At 60.2% G+C, this 14,129-nt stretch carries 13 protein-coding genes; 3 read left to right on the top strand and 10 right to left on the bottom strand.

The window, feature by feature from the left end; translation table 11 throughout:
• Window positions 1-118 precede the first annotated feature (118 nt).
• From EYW47_RS27190 to EYW47_RS27175, 4 genes are all read right to left on the bottom strand, one after another.
• On the bottom strand, window positions 119-1,057 hold the full coding sequence (locus tag EYW47_RS27190; protein ID WP_133197937.1) for a LysR family transcriptional regulator: 939 nt from the start codon (window positions 1,055-1,057) through the stop codon (window positions 119-121).
• A 103-nt stretch (window positions 1,058-1,160) separates the two neighbouring features.
• Complete coding sequence (locus tag EYW47_RS27185; protein WP_133197936.1) at window positions 1,161-2,348, bottom strand: acetyl-CoA C-acyltransferase; 1,188 nt, start codon at window positions 2,346-2,348, stop codon at window positions 1,161-1,163.
• A gap of 29 nt (window positions 2,349-2,377) precedes the next feature.
• On the bottom strand, window positions 2,378-3,142 hold the full coding sequence (locus EYW47_RS27180) for an SDR family NAD(P)-dependent oxidoreductase (protein WP_133197935.1): 765 nt from the start codon (window positions 3,140-3,142) through the stop codon (window positions 2,378-2,380).
• 87 nt (window positions 3,143-3,229) lie between these two features.
• Complete coding sequence (locus EYW47_RS27175) at window positions 3,230-3,955, bottom strand: nitroreductase (RefSeq protein ID WP_133197934.1); 726 nt, start codon at window positions 3,953-3,955, stop codon at window positions 3,230-3,232.
• 298 nt (window positions 3,956-4,253) lie between these two features.
• Here EYW47_RS27175 and EYW47_RS27170 point away from each other — a divergent pair, with 298 nt between their 5' ends.
• Window positions 4,254-5,909, top strand: coding sequence for an AMP-binding protein (locus EYW47_RS27170; RefSeq protein WP_133197933.1), 1,656 nt, complete (start codon window positions 4,254-4,256; stop codon window positions 5,907-5,909).
• A gap of 17 nt (window positions 5,910-5,926) precedes the next feature.
• Here EYW47_RS27170 and EYW47_RS27165 read toward each other — a convergent pair whose 3' ends face one another.
• From EYW47_RS27165 to EYW47_RS27155, 3 genes are all read right to left on the bottom strand, one after another.
• Window positions 5,927-6,619: a Crp/Fnr family transcriptional regulator gene (locus EYW47_RS27165; RefSeq protein ID WP_133198027.1), complete on the bottom strand. Its 693-nt coding sequence runs from the start codon at window positions 6,617-6,619 to the stop codon at window positions 5,927-5,929.
• A gap of 279 nt (window positions 6,620-6,898) precedes the next feature.
• Window positions 6,899-7,366 (bottom strand): hypothetical protein, encoded by a 468-nt coding sequence (locus EYW47_RS27160; protein WP_133197932.1) that lies wholly within the window; start codon window positions 7,364-7,366, stop codon window positions 6,899-6,901.
• A 434-nt stretch (window positions 7,367-7,800) separates the two neighbouring features.
• Window positions 7,801-8,487, bottom strand: coding sequence for a hypothetical protein (locus tag EYW47_RS27155; protein WP_240763941.1), 687 nt, complete (start codon window positions 8,485-8,487; stop codon window positions 7,801-7,803).
• Window positions 8,488-8,624: 137 nt separating this feature from the next.
• Here EYW47_RS27155 and EYW47_RS27150 point away from each other — a divergent pair, with 137 nt between their 5' ends.
• On the top strand, window positions 8,625-9,479 hold the full coding sequence (locus EYW47_RS27150) for a class I SAM-dependent methyltransferase (RefSeq protein ID WP_165976686.1): 855 nt from the start codon (window positions 8,625-8,627) through the stop codon (window positions 9,477-9,479).
• Window positions 9,480-9,635: 156 nt separating this feature from the next.
• Here the strand turns inward: EYW47_RS27150 and EYW47_RS27145 are convergent, their stop codons facing one another.
• The gene (locus EYW47_RS27145; protein ID WP_133197930.1) at window positions 9,636-10,295 is read right to left on the bottom strand and encodes a hypothetical protein; all 660 of its coding nucleotides are present in this window, start codon (window positions 10,293-10,295) and stop codon (window positions 9,636-9,638) included.
• A gap of 243 nt (window positions 10,296-10,538) precedes the next feature.
• Window positions 10,539-11,462, bottom strand: a complete 924-nt coding sequence (locus EYW47_RS27140; RefSeq protein ID WP_133197929.1) for a LysR family transcriptional regulator — start codon at window positions 11,460-11,462, stop codon at window positions 10,539-10,541.
• Window positions 11,463-11,592: 130 nt separating this feature from the next.
• On the opposite strand from EYW47_RS27140, the gene EYW47_RS27135 reads away from it, so the two are divergent.
• Window positions 11,593-12,384 (top strand): carboxymuconolactone decarboxylase family protein, encoded by a 792-nt coding sequence (locus EYW47_RS27135; protein WP_133197928.1) that lies wholly within the window; start codon window positions 11,593-11,595, stop codon window positions 12,382-12,384.
• 16 nt (window positions 12,385-12,400) lie between these two features.
• On the opposite strand, the gene EYW47_RS27130 is transcribed toward EYW47_RS27135, so the two are convergent.
• Window positions 12,401-14,074, bottom strand: coding sequence for an FAD-dependent oxidoreductase (locus EYW47_RS27130; RefSeq protein ID WP_133197927.1), 1,674 nt, complete (start codon window positions 14,072-14,074; stop codon window positions 12,401-12,403).
• Between the last annotated feature and the right edge of the window lie 55 nt (window positions 14,075-14,129).

Here is a 14,129-nt window from a genome sequence, read left to right as displayed (position 1 = left end):
CGACCAATCAAGCCGGCCGGCGAGCAATCGGCGCCTTTACGGCCACTCTAGCCCCCGCCATATCACTGCTGAATGACCGGTATCCTGAGAGACCGAGGAGAAACATGCGTGAAGTCAATCAACGCTGAGCAAATCTGCGAGCGGCTTCCTGATCAGCCGCCAGTGTGGCGGGCATTGTATCCATCAAATAGTCCACCCAGGTGCGAATCTTCGCGTCAACGTATTTTCGCGATGGATACATCGCGTACAACCCCATCTCCTGCGACCTGTATTCGGGTAGTACCCAGGCAAGTTCACCGTTGCGCAATCCACTGATCGCCGAGTAGATCGGAATCAGGCCGATTCCTAGTCCTTCCCGTACTCCAGTGGCAAGAGCCTCCGGCGTATTGACTTCCAGCGAGGCTGGCCGGAATCGAATGGACTCCTTTCCGTTTGGCCCATCGAAGGTCCACACGTTCAATGGAAACTCGGGTGTGTTCAGGTGGATGCACGAATGCGCTTCGAGGTCATCTGGCGTGTGTGGGACGCCATGGGCGTCGATGTAAGAACGTGATGCGCATGCAATGCTGAATGCACTACCGACTTTCTGTGAAATGAGCTCTGAATCCGATAATGCCAACGCCCCGACAATTGCAACGTCGCAGCCGTCCTCGATGAAATCCGGCATGCCATTGGCGAGCGTCAGTCGGACTTTCACTTCCGGATATAGCTTTTGATACGCGCCGATCGCCTTGATGAGGTAGTGCTGTCCAAACCCGACGGGAGTGTGGACCCTCAGTTTCCCGAACGGACGTGCATGTGCGTCGCCCGCTTCCGCCTCGGCCTCTTCGATCAGCGCGAGGATCTGAATGCAATGCTCGCAATATCCCTCACCCGCTTCGGTCAACGCGATGCGTCGTGTGGTCCTGTTGAGCAGCCGGGTTCGAAGATGCGCCTCCAGATCCGAAACGGCGCGTGAGACCTGGCCAGGTGCGAGGTCCATACCGTTTGCCGCCGCGGTGAAGCTCCCGGCTTCGACGACGCGCACAAAGATGCGCATGCTTTGAAGTATGTCCATGCGGAACTCCAGATGCGAGTCGAAACGGCGAAGCGCGACAAATGACGTTTCGCGACATCCCTTTGCAGGCGCAACAGTGTGCGCCGGCCGACCGGCGCTTACGTTAAATCATCTCGATGGCCATGGCAGTGGCTTCGCCACCGCCGATGCAAAGGCTGGCAATTCCGCGGCGTCCGCCCGTCAATCTGAGGGCCGCAAGCAAGGTGACCAGAATGCGCGCTCCGGAAGCGCCGATAGGGTGACCGAGGGCGCAGGCGCCGCCGTGTATGTTGACCTTGTCGTGATCGAGAGCCATGTCTCGCATGGCGGCCATGACAGCGACCGCAAATGCCTCGTTGATTTCCCACAAATCTACGCTGGACGTCGCCCATCCAATCCTGGACAGCAGTTTTACCATCGCGCCCGCGGGCGCGGTGGTAAACAGTCTCGGCTCTTGAGCGTGGGAGGCGTGCCCGACGATAGCGGCCAGAGGCTTGATTCCAAGTCTGTCGGCGCTTGAACGACGCATCAGCACCAGCGCGGCGGCACCATCGGAAATCGAACTGGAGTTAGCCGCCGTCACTGTGCCATCGGTTTTGAAAGCGGGTTTCAGACTGGTGATCTTGTCCAGTTTGGCTTTGCCCGGCTGCTCATCATGCTCCACCAGAACTTCGCCTTTTTTGCTGGAGGTCATCACGGGGGTGACCTCCCACGCGAAGGCACCGGACCGAATAGCGGCCTGAGCTCGTGTGGTTGACATTATTGCATAGGCATCCTGATCTTCACGAGAAAAGCCGTAAGACTCGGCGCACTCTTCAGCGAAGGTGCCCATTTGACGGCCGCGATCGAAATAAGCATCTTCCAGGCCGTCGAAGGACATATGGTCGAGGATCTGTCCATGACCGAGGCGGAAGCCCCCTCGTGCCTTCGGGATGAAGTAGGGCGCGTTTGTCATGGACTCCATGCCACCCGCAACAATGACCTCGTTGCTGTTGGCCATGAGTAGATCATGGGCCAGCATGGTGGCTTTCATGCCGGAGCCGCACACTTTGTTGACAGTGGAGCAGCCCACCGACAGGGGCAGTCCGGCGGTGATTGCCACCTGGCGCGCCGGGGCCTGGCCGAGGCCGGCAGCCAGCACACATCCGAAGATGAGTTCCTGCACCTTGTCGGCGCTAACGCTGGCTTGCTGGATAGCGGCCTTTACGGCAACGGCGCCGAGCTGCGGCGCTGTGCAGCTGGAGAGATCCCCCTGGAAACTGCCAATAGGGGTACGGGCGACAGATACGATAACTACCGGATCTTTGGACATGGTCTATTCGCTGAAAAGAGGGTTGCGGTTTATTTGGCGGCCATGCGGATGGCGCCGTCGAGGCGGATGACCTCGCCGTTCAGGTATTCGTTCAAGAGGATGTGCTCCACCAGAGCGGCATATTCCGCTGGCTTGCCCATCCGGGCTGGAAACGGCACCGTTTTGCCCAGCGCCTCCTGGACTTCCGCGGGCATGCCGAGCAGCATCGGCGTTTCCATAATGCCTGGAGCCACTGTCATCACCCGGATGCCGCAGCGCGAGAGTTCCCGCGCGAGTGGCAAGGTCATCGCGACAACGCCGCCTTTGGAAGCGGCGTAGGCTGCCTGCCCCACCTGTCCTTCAAACGCGGCCACCGAGGCTGTGCAGATGATGACGCCGCGCTCGCCGGAGGTCTCCGGCGCGCAGGCGCTCATCATCTCCGCGGCAATGCGGATCATGTTGAAACTGCCAACCAGGTTGATATTGATCGTCCGCGCGAACGAATCCAGTCTGTGCGCTCCTTCACGGCCGATGACCTTTTCGGCGGGAGCAACGCCTGCGCAATTGACGAGTCCCCTGAGCGGCCCCATTTCCATGGCCGCTGCAAAAGCTGCGCGGGCGCTGTGCTCACTAGCGACATCGGTGGCAACGAATCGGGCATCCGGCCCTAGCTGTGCGGCGATGGCCTCACCCGCTTCGGGGTTGACGTCCGCCAGGACCACCTTGCCACTCCGCTCGACGATCAGCTTCGCCGTGGCCGCTCCCAAGCCGGAACCCGCCCCAGTCACTACAAATACGTTGTCTCTGATCTGCATGTCCGTTTCCTTTCATGTGACGCTGCGCTGATGCATTCGGTACGCAAGCCGCTGACTCGCGTCTGGATTCGCTTCCGATGCGCGCCGCTACTCCGAATAAAACGTGGTGAACGAGCCAACCTCCGCTCTTTCCGTGACGAGGCTGTTCTCGATGCGTGAGGCATCCGCAAATCCAAGACTCATGCCGACGACAAACATCTCACTCGTCTCCAGGCGAAGTTGATCTGCAATGACCTTGTGGTACTTCATAAATGCCGCTTGAGGGCATGTGCTCAAGCCATGGGCGCGAGCGGCGATCATGATGTTTTGCAGGAACATGCCGTAGTCGAGCAGGCTTCCCTGCTGCATGACGCGGTCGATCGTGAAGAACAGGCCGACGGGCGCGTCAAAGAATTGATAGTTGCGGCTGTGCTGGCCCTGCATTCGTTGCCTGTCGCTCTTTTCGATTCCAAGCAACCCGTATAGCTTCCAACCCACAGCTCGTTTTCTTTCCAGGTATGGCGATATCCACTCGCGCGGGTAGTAGTCCCACTCGTCCGTGCATGTCTCATCTAATGCCGAATCGTCATTAGCCCGCTGGATCGCGGCGCAGATGCGGTCTTTGGCGTGCCCCGTGACGACATGTACGCGCCAGGGCTGGATGTTGACGCCCGTGGCCGCGAACCGCGCCACGTCCAGTATCGATTCGACCGTCTCTCGAGGAATCGGTGTGGGCAGAAACGCCCTGATGCTGCGACGCGACACGATGGCCCATTCGATGGCCTTGCGTAGCACATCGGCATCCATCGCCGGGGGTGTGTCACTTCTCTTCATCTGCCACTCCGTCTGTCTCTAATGTCAGCAAACCCGCGCAACTCCGTTGCACGGCAGCGTTGCCTGATGAGCAAGATTAGCGGGGCAGAAAAGGACCGGTTGTCTCGAACATGACAATCAACATCGGCTAACCAATCTCCCTCTACGAACCGAAGGAGTGTCTTGTTCGAGACAGTTTCGGGCCAGCGCAACGTTTAGATTCGGTGTGGTACAGCAAGGTTTGAGCGTGCCGATTCAGAGGTCGTCCCTGGCACCGCTTGTACCCGGACAGTTTTCACATCAGACGAGGAGACATAGCATGCCCACCCAAATCTACGAGCACGGACTCGATCGAAACGAAGCCAACCATGTTCCGCTGACACCGCTGCACTCACTGGATCGATGCGCCGGATTGTTTCCGGAGCGGATCGCTATCGTGCATGGCGCGATGCGACAGACCTGGGCGCAGACGCGCAACCGCTGCCGCCGGCTGGCCAGCGCACTCGTCGGGCGAGGTGTCACGCGCGGCGACACCGTATCGATCCTTGCGCCTAATACGCCCGCGCTGGTGGAGGCGCATTTCGGAGTGCCACTGAGTGGCGCTGTGCTCAACACGATCAATTGCAGACTGGATGCCGACGGCATTCGATTCATTCTGCTTCACGGCGAATGCAAGGTTCTTTTTGTCGATCGTGAATTCGCGGCCCTTGCGGCGCACGCGCTCGAGCACGTTCCCACCAGGCCTCTCGTGATTGATATTGCCGATCTCGAAGCACCGCCGGGACCGGCAATAGGTGAGCTGGACTATGAGCAATTGCTCGAAGAGGGCGACCCAGACTTCGAAGGCGTGTGGCCTGTGGACGAATGGGCCGCCATCGCGTTGAACTATACGTCCGGAACGACTTCCGACCCGAAAGGGGTCGTGGTCAGTCACCGTGGGGTTCAGCTTATGAGCATGCTCCAGTTGATTGACTGGGGCATGCCGCGCGGGCCGGTGTATCTCTGGACCCTCCCAATGTTCCATGCCAACGGGTGGTGCTTCGCCTGGGCAGTCCCAGCAGCGGGCGGCACCCATGTCTGCCTGCGCAAAGTCAATGCCGCAGGAATATTTAGAGCCATCCGCGAATACGGCGTCGATCATTTTTGTGCGGCGCCCATCGTCCTGGCCGCATTGGCCGACGCGCCTGCCAGCGAGCGCGGCCCATTGCTTCGCGCCGTTCGCGTGCGCACGGCGGGTTCGCCACCCCCGGCCACCGTGTTGAAATCTGTAAGCGAGCTGGGATTCGAGGTCGAGCACGTATACGGCATCACCGAAGCCTCCGGCACGCCGGTCAGTTGCTTCATCCAGGCAAACTGGCGCGCACTGGCCAACGAGGAGCAGGCGCGCCTGAAGGCGCGGCAAGGACAACGGGCCTCCGGACTTGAAGCCATGCGAGTAGCGAACTCCGCCACGCTCGAGTCAGTTCCTGCGGACGGCAAGACCGAGGGAGAGATACTGCTGCGCGGCAATGTGATGATGAAAGGCTATCTGAAGAACGAGGACGCAACCCGAAAGGCCTTCGAGGGTGGCTGGTTCCACACTGGAGATATTGCCGTGGTGCACCCGGACGGATACATTCAGATCACAGATCGTTCCAAAGACGTCATTATTTCGGGTGGAGAGAACATTTCATCGGTAGAGGTTGAGGGCGTATTGCACCAACACCCGGCAGTCCTCTTCGCAGCAGTGGTGGCGCAGCCCGATGCCAAGTGGGGCGAAGTGCCTTGCGCATTTGTCGAATTGAGACAGGGTATCGATGCACCTTCTGAACGGGAGCTAGTCACGTTCTGCCGAGAGCGGCTCGCTCACTACAAGTGTCCTGTGAGGATCGTGTACGGCACACTGCCAAAGACGGGCGCAGGAAAAATTCAGAAGTTTCGACTTCGAGAGCAGGCTGGCAGCCGGGAAGCCATTACGAAGCTGTCTGACGCATAGTCACGTAAGCGGCCTGATCAATCTTCGGAATGCGCAAAATCTCGAAGCCCAGTCAGGTCAAGAATTCGGACGGAGCCATATTCGATCGCTAAAAGCCCCGCATCAGCGAGCTCGCGAAGCGCCCGGTTGGTGTTCTGCCTGGAAAGGCCGGACAAACGTCCAATTTCCTCTTGCGAAAGACCCAGTGTCAGATCGGTGACGCCAAAGAGTTGCGGATTGAACAGTTCAGCGAGACAGAAAGCGACTCTTGCGGACGCTTTCTGTAAACGGAGGTTTCCAACCAGACCGACGTAGTATCCACACCGTGCATTGAGTTGATCGATGACAAATCGACTGAACGAATGGCTATTTTCAAGCAGCCACTCAAATGTGCTGTGCGGAATAAATGCGACTTCGCTGTCGCGCAGCGCTACCACCGAGTATGGACGAGGCTCATCTTTCAATAGGGCTCCCTCGCCAAACCAGGAACCCGCCGGCACGCCGGCAAAGGTCGTGGCCCGCCCACCTTTCGAGACCGTATCGACTTTGACTAACCCTTCGATCACGCCTATCCAATGATCCGCAGGGGCTCCGCGATGACAGACCAGGGCGCCGGCAGAATACGACCGTTGAAAGGCATCTTTCTGGACGCGAGCGAGTTGCTCCTGTGTCAAATTAGCCGACCAGGCGGAGCGCGATATGAAGCACTGCAACTCAACTGACAGGGGCATAGCCAAGTTAGGTTCGAAGGGGCCAGAGGCTCTAGTGTAACCATTTGCCGGCCGATGTTGCCTAATGACCCGATCGGCTGATATCTGCTCGAAGGTCCGGTCCGGAGCAGCAGCCGACGTTCGACCGAGCACTTGATGGCGTGGGCCAACGTCCGTAGATGGCCGGGTACAGCCTGATGCAATTCGCATACGCAGCCCGAGTCTCGCGACGCTGTGATCGGCAGCACGCGACCCATGGCAGCCGTTGCTACTTGCAAGAGCGGACCTTCGCCGACCGGCTCAGCCGTGAGCCCGTGAAGTGAGGGTGTCAGATGGAGGATCTCGTCGGGCTTTACGGCGCGTCAAAAGCCAGAAGACATACGCGGTCGAAGCTCCGGCAATCCATACGGGGAGAACGGAAATTGTCCATTCCGTCTGCCAGAAGGGAAGAGTCAGCGCTGGCAGTGAACTCGCAACCAATAGATAGCTGATTTGGTACCGGTTCACCCGCTGAAGAATGACTGCCAGCGGCAGCCCGTAAAACCAGGTGAAGAAATAACCAACGGCCGTGCTGTTGATCGAGACGCCGATGAGTGACTGAAGCGGCGGCAGGCCCCACACCGCAGGATAAAACCACTCATGCAGCAGGAAGAACAGCCATCCGCTCGTGAACGGAATAATCAGTGGGGCGACAGTAGCAGCAACAAGATGGGCTAGAACATTCTTGACGATCTTCGCCCGGTGATGTCCGATAGTCTGTCTGCTCATGTCCGCTACCCCCTTTTGGCCAGTGCGCCCTACGTGCGGCTTGGCAATCATGCAGACGCCAGGAGCAGAAGTAAATAAGGCGAACAGGATAGGGAAGAGACGCGAACGGCAGCTAAGCGGAACTTTCCCCACTGACCGCTTCTGGCCGCAACCGGGCGAACGCTCGCGCGCAGAGCGCGCTCAGGAACGGCCAGGCATCGTTGCGTGGCAAACCTCACTGCCGCAGCGACAGCCGTCACGCGCGTACCGTTGTCGTGCGCACGATCGACATAGCCAAAGGGCGTCGGCACAACCCGTTTGGCGACGATGCCGGTATGTGCACACCTTGTCATCCGATTGTCGAGTCGATTGCTGTCCATCCGGGGCAACGCTACGCCGGACTGCTTCTGAGCGAACCCGGATCAATTCGTCCACGCCGCAGGTGATCCTCAACGTCAACGAAATGTGATGAACTGCGCTGAAGACCACACCTTGCTGTCGTCGCGCTGCCGCCCGAAGAAATAGACGGGCCGGAAGCCGAACTGAGCGTTCCCGGACGCAATTTCGATGCTGCCACTCAGGTCGACGGGAAGGGGCTTCTCAGTGAGCCGCTCGACGGCCACGAATAGCCCGGTGCCGCCCAGCGCATGCGTGGTGCTGCCGCGCGCGAGCAGTTCGGCGCCGCTGAGCTCAAGGCGGAACGTGGGCGCATGTGCGAATGGATTGCCTGCGAGCGGATCCCCGACTTTCACGAAGCCGTCGATGGTCCCTTCGATCACGATGTGTGCGGCGGCCAGATTGCTGACGTCGATCTCGATGCAGTCCGCGTCGGCGTAGGCGTCCCAAAGTTCTTCCACCGGCCAGCGGCCCAGCTCGACCGCGTTGCCCTTCATGCCCTCGTTCCAGACCAGCGTGCGATTGTGTTCGCCGCGCGCGTTGTACGGAAAGCCGGGGCGTTCGTCGCCGGGAAACACGACATTGTGGTCGCCGCCAGCCGTCGAACGGCCGCACCATTCCTGCACCGGATAGACCACGAAACGCGGATTGCGGTCGACCAGGTTGCCACCTGCGCGTGGCGCAGCGCGCCGAGCGTCTCGACATCCGAGGCGGACCGAGGCACGCCGTTGGCGTTCCGTGCTCATCCGGGGCGCGGCGTAGATGCGCCGTCCGGCGTCACCCCCGCTCAACGGTCGCCCAGCGCGCGGGGTTTATGGTAGTTTCTCAAGATAATCGCCCGGCGAAGCCACAACGTGCTCACCCGCCTGGCAGGAGAACCCGGATGGCCTCCCCTGAAGAGATCAACACCGACATGCTTGCCTTCTGGAACGGGAACGGCGGCAACATCTGGGTGGTTCGACAGGAGCACACCGACATCACGCTCGCGCCGGTGACAGACGCCTTGCTTGCCTTTGCCGCTGCGCGTGCCGGCGAACGGGTGGTGGATATCGGCTGTGGCTGTGGCGCGCCCACGCTGGAATTCGCGCGTGCCGTGGGGCCGTCCGGCCGCGTGGCGGGTTTGGACATTTCCGGGCCAATGCTTGCCGAGGGCAAAAGGCGCGCGAGCGCAGCTGGCATCGCCAATGTCGATTGGCAGCAGACCGATCCGGCAACGGCGGCGCTGGACGAATACGATTTGCTGATCTCCGCGTTCGGAGTGATGTTCTTCGGCGATCGGGTGGCAGCGTTCGCCAATATGCGCCGCGCCGCCGCTCAGGAGGCACGCATGGCGCTCGTGTGCTGGCGCTCGCTGGCCGAAAACCCGTGGATGGAAGTGCCGATGACCGCGGCCGCGCGGCACTTGCCGCCGAGGCCGCAGCCGGTGCCGAACGCTCCCGGTATGTTCGCCTTCGCCGATCGGAATCACGTCAGTGAGGTTCTCACTGCGGCCGGTTGGGCGCCGCCGCGCTTCGAGAAACTCGACATGGACCTCGATATTGCCGCCGGCCGAGGGCTGGAGGAGGCGGTAGTTCAGTCAACTCAGATCGGCGCCGTGAACAGTTGGTTGCGCAACCAGTCTGCCGAGGTCGTCTCCGCGGCCACCGCCTCTGTTCGCGAGGCGCTTGCGCCCTATGCGAAGGATGCGAGCGTGTGCTTGCCCGGCGCGATGTGGTTAATCAGCAGCGCGCCTGCCTGAACGAGTCGCATCTTCGCGCCCCTCGCTTATCTCCGGCTTTTTGTTCTATCGGCACGGGCACAGGGTCAAATGATTCTTCCGGCGCTGTAGCGGCCGCATCGAGTGACGATGTTCCGATGCACGTCGTCACTCCTTTAACCTGCGCGTGAGCGGCCATCAATCCAGCGTGGCTCGAGCCAGGAAGGGGGCGAGGAGTTCCCGGGCGATCTCCGGCGTCACGACGTCGGCGGGCGCAAGCTTTTCGTAGGTGTAGCTTTCCGGGTCGTCGTAGATACGCTCCGCGATGAGCTTGGGTTTGGGCTCGTTCGTGTACGTGAAGATCTGGAAGAGGTGGTGCGTCATCAGGTAGTGCGCCGCGGGGTCGGCGTTGATGCCATGGTCCCTCAGGCACACCCCAGGCACGACGTGGGTCCATACGGCTTCAGTGGTGATGCCATAGTCGTCGACGCCCATGTTCATGGTCCGTGCGCCCATCACGTTCTGGCGCGTTTCTGCGGCTTCGCGATAGAAGCCCTCGACGGCTGCCTTGCCCGTCAGAACGTGCATCTGGCGCCGGTCGCCGACGCGGTACATGGGTTCGTCGACGGTGAGTTCGGGGACGATGATTTGATCCCAGTAACCTGCAACTTCCAGCAGCAAATGGCGGAAGTAGTTCTTCAGCATGGCCCGGTGATGAGGGTTGGTAGTCTTGTGGAGAAACGCTTCGACTTCCCGGGGCCATTGGGTCACGTCGAACTTTGCGGGGACGTGCATCAATGTCAGCGCATCTGTCGTGGGCATTTCTCGGCCTGGCGCCGCCAGGGTTGCGTAATTCATGACTCGCTCCTATTGGTTACTAGTTCGAATGCCGCTGGCCGATGAACCCGTGCCAGCGCGTGTGGTGGGGGCAAGCGCCTCAACTCGTTAGAAACCAGGGTCGTCGTTGCACCGTGTTAAGTGATCGGAAGTATGGTTGGGGGTTGTGCCCGCGTCCAACGAAGAAAACTAACGGCGTGATCTCGAATTCAAATCACCACGCCTCTCGTAGGGGGCGCTTGCCAGCCTGTTGCGGCGTGATTTTCATACATTCGAATTTTCATCAACGCCGATGCGATAGTGCGATCGCAGCGCATCGATCAGTTGCTGCAGCGCTGCATTGTGCGCGTCGGGCATGTATGCGATCGCCACTTCGATTCGCAAGTCTGTCTGCTCACGGAGTTCGCGATAGATCACACCGTCACGCACAATGGATTTCAGTGACGACGGAATCAGCGCAACGCCTTGACCCTCGGCGATCAGGCTGAGGAGCACGTGATGATCAGTCGGCTCCGCGACGCGCCGGGGATTGAAGCCGCGTGCCCGGAAGAGTCTCTCAAAGTGATCGTAGTAGCTCGGATTGATCCGTCGTTGCGGCCAGAACAGCGGGTCGCCGGCCAGTTCCAGCAGGGAAATGCGCCTGCGTTTGCGCAATGCATGTCCTTCCGGCAGTGCGGCTACGAGCGGTTCGTCGAACAGCCGTTCGACGCGAAGGCCTTCCGTTGGGGACGGCAAACCGATCAGCGCGGCGTCGAGTAAACCGCCACGGAGGTCGCGCGCCGAATCCTTCGAGTATTGCCGCTTTTGAATCAACCGTAGTGCCGGGTCGCGCGCCTTGAGCGCCGGTTCGATCCACGCAAATAAGGCGGGATCCAGCACCGTGGTGATACCGAGCCTGAGCTCGCGCTTGCCCAGCGCGGTGCGCTGTGCGATTCGCCCGAAGGTAGCGTCGGCTACCGCGAGAAGATTGCGGGCTTCGGTCAGTAAATAGGTGCCTTCGGAGGTCAGTCTTACGCCGCCGCGATCGCGTTCGAACAGTCTCGCGCCGATCACTTCTTCGAGCGCCTGAATCTGTCTCGTCAACGGCGGTTGCGTAATGAACAGACGCTCCGCCGCACGCCGAAAGCTCAGTTCCTCGGCCGCGGCAACGAAGTACCGCAATTGCCAGAGTTCGATGGTTACCTGCATGGGTGAAGCTCCGCTTCGCGCTTGTGATACTCAAAAGGTATCACGCCAAAGGAATTAGCGCACCGCCGCCGATGTCGCTATCGTTCGCACAACGAGCCGCAACGACGTGACTCAACTTGGAGAGGAAACCATGCAAAATGCTCAATCGACTCTGACGCTGGGTCGCCAATACTTGATGGCCATCGAACAGACGGACGAGCCCTCGATCAACGAGGCCTTGAAGGACATTGCACCGGACTTGGCGCGTATGGCGATCAGCTTCGCATATGGAGAAATCTATTCGCGACCCGCACTCGATCTGCGGCAGCGGCAATTCGCGACGGTTGCCGCACTTGCGGCGATGGGGGGCGCCGAGCCGCAACTTCGCTTCCATATCGCGGGTGCGTTGAACGTTGGCTGTTCGCCGCGAGAAATCGTGGAATTGATGATTCACCTCGTCGTCTATGCAGGCTTTCCGGCTGCACTCAACGGCGTGTCGGCTGCAAGAGACGTGTTCCGCGAGGAGGGTGTCGACGCCGCGCCCGTGTCGGTGTCACCGGGCGCGACGCGTTACGACGATGGCGTGGCGGGGTTGAGGGCCATCGATGGTGCGGTGGGTGAACGGGTGATTGAATCGTTGAACGACATCGCTCCCGATCTTGGTCGCTTCATTGTCGAATTCGCGTTCGGCGATGTGTACTCGCGCACCGGTATCGATCTCGTCCTGCGAGAACTGATTACGGTGGCGGCGCTGGCGGCAATGGGTTCGGCCACGCCGCAACTCAAGGTTCACATGCATGGCTTTCTCAACGTTGGCGGGACGGGGGAGGAGCTCGTGGAGGTGATCACGCAGATTTCCGCTTATGCCGGATTCCCGAGGGCAATCAATGCGGCGCTCGCGGCAAAAGAAGTCCTGCGAGACCGGGATCAGGGAGCGCATTGATGTTTGCAATCAGATGTCACTCATCCAGCGCCAGATATTGATGAAGGGACTGAATGGCGGCAGCGCCTTCTCCGACGGCGGCCGCAACCCTCTTCACCGAGCCGCTGCGAACGTCGCCTACTGCGAAGATGCCAGGTCGGCTCGTCTCCAGAGAGTGAGGAGGGCGCTCTGATGGCCACCTGCTGATTGCATCGGGGCCAGTGAGCACAAAGCCGTTCCTGTCCAGCGCAACGCAATCGCCGAGCCAACCCGTATTGGGCTGTGCGCCAAGAAACAGGAAGACGTGCCGGAACGGCTTCGGTTCAATATGCCCTTGCCTGTCCCATATGACGGATTCAAGTTGGGTCTCGCCCTTCAACTCGACGATCTGCGTCCGTAGATGAACGGTGATGTTCGCAGCGGCGTCAATCCGCCTGATCAAATAGTTCGACATGCTCGCTTTGAGTCCGTCGCCGCGAATCACGATGTGAACGTGACGCGCAAATCCGGCGAGGAAAACCGCTGCCTGGCCGGCTGAATTTCCGCCGCCGACGATAATCAACTCTTCATTTGCACAGAACGCGGCTTCCATGAACGTTGCGCTGTAATAGACTCCGCGTCCCACAAAATCCTCGAGGCGAGCCAGCGACGGTTGTCGATAGCGAGCGCCGGTAGCGATGACGACAGCGCGCGCATACACGTGCTCGTCGCAATCAAGACGAATGTGAAAGGGCTGTGCCTCGTGGCATTCGATGCCGAGTACCTGGACTGGTACACCAACTTCGGCGCCGAATTTCCGGCATTGAGACAAGCCGCGACCGGCAAGCGCTTGTCCAGAGATACCTGTTGGGAATCCGAAGTAATTCTCGATCTTCGAGCTGGTGCCCGCCTGACCACCAGGGGCCTTGCTGTCGAGAACCGCGACCCTCAATCCTTCGGAAGCCGCATAGACTGCGGCCGCAAGCCCAGCCGGCCCCGCGCCGACCACGACCACATCGAACCGCTCGCCATTCAGCCTGTCGGGGCTCAGGCCGATCGCATCCGCCGCGGCGCGGTTGGTCGGATGTTTTAGCGCGACGCCTTGCGATGTGATGAGCACCGGTATGTCAGCGTCCGTCGCGCCATAACGTTCAAGGAGTGCTTTAGCTTCCTCATGCTCGTCGAGATCGAAGTAGGCCGAAGGCTGGGCGTTGCGGCTCAGAAAATGCCGCAAGCGGAATGTGGCGGCAGAGGCCGAGCTGCCAATGACCAGAACACCCGCATTCTGATCCTGAATGAACGCGACGCGCCGCAGGATAAACGCTCGCATGATCGTTTCGCTCAACTCCGCTTCCGAAATGACGAGCGCGCGTAGCGATTCCTCATCGATAACGATGACTTCGCAATCACTGGTGGCGCGCGCTGTTGCCACCGCAGCGCGGCCGGCAAGGGTTCCGACCTCGCCGGTGAAGCTGCCGGGGCCGTGCGAGCCGAGAATATGGAGGCTGTCTCCAGATCCTCGCGTCGCCTCAATGGTCCCGGCGAGGATGGCGAACATGGGAATGTGCCGATCGCCTTCGGAGAACAGCACATCGCCCGTTTTCAGTTTGCGCCGTTCGCCGTATCTCTCCAGCAGTGCGACCTGCCTTTCATCCAGCCTCGGGAAAATCTGATGGTGACGGCTGCCGCCTGCCAGCAGTTCTTCAACGCTGTCTGAAGATTTGTCGTTCATAGCGGTGTTCCGAATGGGAGGGTGCACATTGCGACCCTGGTGAGCCGGTTATCGA

It is taken from the genome of Paraburkholderia silviterrae (genome assembly GCF_004353915.1).
Taxonomy (GTDB): domain Bacteria; phylum Pseudomonadota; class Gammaproteobacteria; order Burkholderiales; family Burkholderiaceae; genus Paraburkholderia; species Paraburkholderia silviterrae.
The sequence above is the reverse complement of the archived record's forward strand: the minus strand, read 5'-3'. Positions and strand labels throughout refer to the sequence as shown.

Coding starts and splice junctions, on each gene's coding strand:
- EYW47_RS27190 (WP_133197937.1), bottom strand. CDS start 1,057: ATGGACATACTTCAAAGCATGCGCATCTTTGTGCGCGTCGTCGAAGCC.
- EYW47_RS27185 (WP_133197936.1), bottom strand. CDS start 2,348: ATGTCCAAAGATCCGGTAGTTATCGTATCTGTCGCCCGTACCCCTATT.
- EYW47_RS27180 (WP_133197935.1), bottom strand. CDS start 3,142: ATGCAGATCAGAGACAACGTATTTGTAGTGACTGGGGCGGGTTCCGGC.
- EYW47_RS27175 (WP_133197934.1), bottom strand. CDS start 3,955: ATGAAGAGAAGTGACACACCCCCGGCGATGGATGCCGATGTGCTACGC.
- EYW47_RS27170 (WP_133197933.1), top strand. CDS start 4,254: ATGCCCACCCAAATCTACGAGCACGGACTCGATCGAAACGAAGCCAAC.
- EYW47_RS27165 (WP_133198027.1), bottom strand. CDS start 6,619: ATGCCCCTGTCAGTTGAGTTGCAGTGCTTCATATCGCGCTCCGCCTGG.
- EYW47_RS27160 (WP_133197932.1), bottom strand. CDS start 7,366: ATGAGCAGACAGACTATCGGACATCACCGGGCGAAGATCGTCAAGAAT.
- EYW47_RS27155 (WP_240763941.1), bottom strand. CDS start 8,487: ATGAGCACGGAACGCCAACGGCGTGCCTCGGTCCGCCTCGGATGTCGA.
- EYW47_RS27150 (WP_165976686.1), top strand. CDS start 8,625: ATGGCCTCCCCTGAAGAGATCAACACCGACATGCTTGCCTTCTGGAAC.
- EYW47_RS27145 (WP_133197930.1), bottom strand. CDS start 10,295: ATGAATTACGCAACCCTGGCGGCGCCAGGCCGAGAAATGCCCACGACA.
- EYW47_RS27140 (WP_133197929.1), bottom strand. CDS start 11,462: ATGCAGGTAACCATCGAACTCTGGCAATTGCGGTACTTCGTTGCCGCG.
- EYW47_RS27135 (WP_133197928.1), top strand. CDS start 11,593: ATGCAAAATGCTCAATCGACTCTGACGCTGGGTCGCCAATACTTGATG.
- EYW47_RS27130 (WP_133197927.1), bottom strand. CDS start 14,074: ATGAACGACAAATCTTCAGACAGCGTTGAAGAACTGCTGGCAGGCGGC.